Annotated in this window: 2 protein-coding genes; both read left to right on the forward strand. The window is 44.3% G+C overall.

Going from position 1 to position 1545, the window contains the following annotated elements:
• Positions 1-269: hypothetical protein (locus JCM10914_RS31165; protein WP_036720649.1), on the forward strand; the 269-nt coding region annotated here is incomplete at its 5' end.
• Complete coding sequence (locus JCM10914_RS28100) at positions 247-1425, forward strand: IS110 family transposase (RefSeq protein WP_023967534.1); 1179 nt, start codon at positions 247-249, stop codon at positions 1423-1425. The genes JCM10914_RS31165 and JCM10914_RS28100, both read left to right, overlap by 23 nt.
• Positions 1426-1545: the final 120 nt, after the last annotated feature.

Raw genomic sequence — 1545 nt, forward strand, 5'->3', positions numbered from 1 at the left:
TTTCGTATTATCAGGTTAACCAGTTATTTCTGGTTGGCCTTTTTTTATGGGCGTTTTACGATGGCGGTAGCCGGGAGAACGAGGCTCTTTTAGGGGCGTTTGACCCCGTCATAAAAACTGTTCTCCCACTATCACCAATGACCATGTTTGAGCTGGTAGAGGCATTGACCTCGCATCACAAGCGAAGCTATGGGTTTGGAACCATTGTGGGAATGCCGGCAACAGATTTTTGTAAGGGGGTATGTTATGGGTCCAGTGGTTGGAATTGATGTGGCAAAAGGCTCTAGTGTGGTACAAGCTTTTTTAAGAAGGAATGAACCGTATGGGAAGTTGGAGAGCATCTTGCACGGTGAAAGTGGATTTGAACGTCTAGGAGAGATTTTGGCTGAGTTACGGGCCGAAACGATGCTCGAACCTGTCGTTGTTTTAGAAGCAACAGGACACTACCACCGAGGTCTTGCTGCCTATCTAGAACGAAGTGAATGGATTTACTATATCGTCAATCCATTACAGTCCAAACGAGCAAAAGGGACACAGTTACGCAAGGTGAAGACAGACGCCGCAGATGCTTGGCATTTAGCAAATATGTATTATCGAGGAGATGTCGCACCGCATCGTACATGGGAAGAGACGTTTACAGAGCTTCAACACGTAACTCGACAACACGAGTTTGTAACAGGGATGTTCGTTCAAGCAAAGTTAAACACGAGGGCACTATTAGATCAAGTATTTCCGGCTTATGAACAAATTTTTCGTGATCTCTTCTCCGTCACTTCACTAAAGGTCCTAGCTCATTGTTTAACGGGGAAGGTTGAGAATGTAAGTGAGACGATTCGGGAAGGTTCAGGGAGATCACATTCGAACAGGTGGATAGAAGAGAAAGCAGAGCGACTTAGGGAAACATTACCCGACTGGCTGAATCAACCGAGGAGTCGGTCGCAAACCGTTGCTTTATGCGGGATGATCACCTTGTTACTTGCGTTTTCAGAACAATTAAGTGAACTAGAGAATCAGATAAACGAGATCGCGCTGAATCTTCCTGAGGTAGCGTTGGTAAAAAGTATACCAGGAATAGGTGATAAACTTGCAGCAGCGATTGTTGCTGAGATTGGAGACGTAAAACAGTTTAAGGATGCAAAGCAACTTGTCGCATTTGCGGGGATAGATCCCGGGATCTTTAGTTCGGGGAAATTCGTGGCTACCCATTCACGGATTACAAAGCGTGGCTCCAAACGTCTTCGTCGGGCGTTATATTTAGCGGTACAATGTGGGATTCGTGGTAATACTAACAGTAAAATTCGGGATTACTACGACAAGAAAAGAAAAGAGGGCAAGCCCTACAAGGTGGTCGTGATTGCTTGCGCCAACAAGCTTCTCCATCACGTATACGCCATTCTTAGTAAAGGTCAGCCCTTTCAAACTTAAAAACCATATTTAACCATAACCTTCACGCCAATGAAGGTTATTTGTCATGCTAAAAACAGTATAGCAACAATTTTATGAATAACCAAGAGTGAAAGCTTGACAAGTATTAGCTGGTTTTTT

This window comes from Paenibacillus sp. JCM 10914 (genome assembly GCF_001315105.1).
Classification (GTDB): Bacteria; Bacillota; Bacilli; order Paenibacillales; family Paenibacillaceae; genus Paenibacillus_AQ.

Excerpts from the sequence above, each read along its gene's own strand:
- JCM10914_RS28100 (WP_023967534.1), top strand. The coding sequence starts at position 247 with ATGGGTCCAGTGGTTGGAATTGATGTGGCAAAAGGCTCTAGTGTGGTA.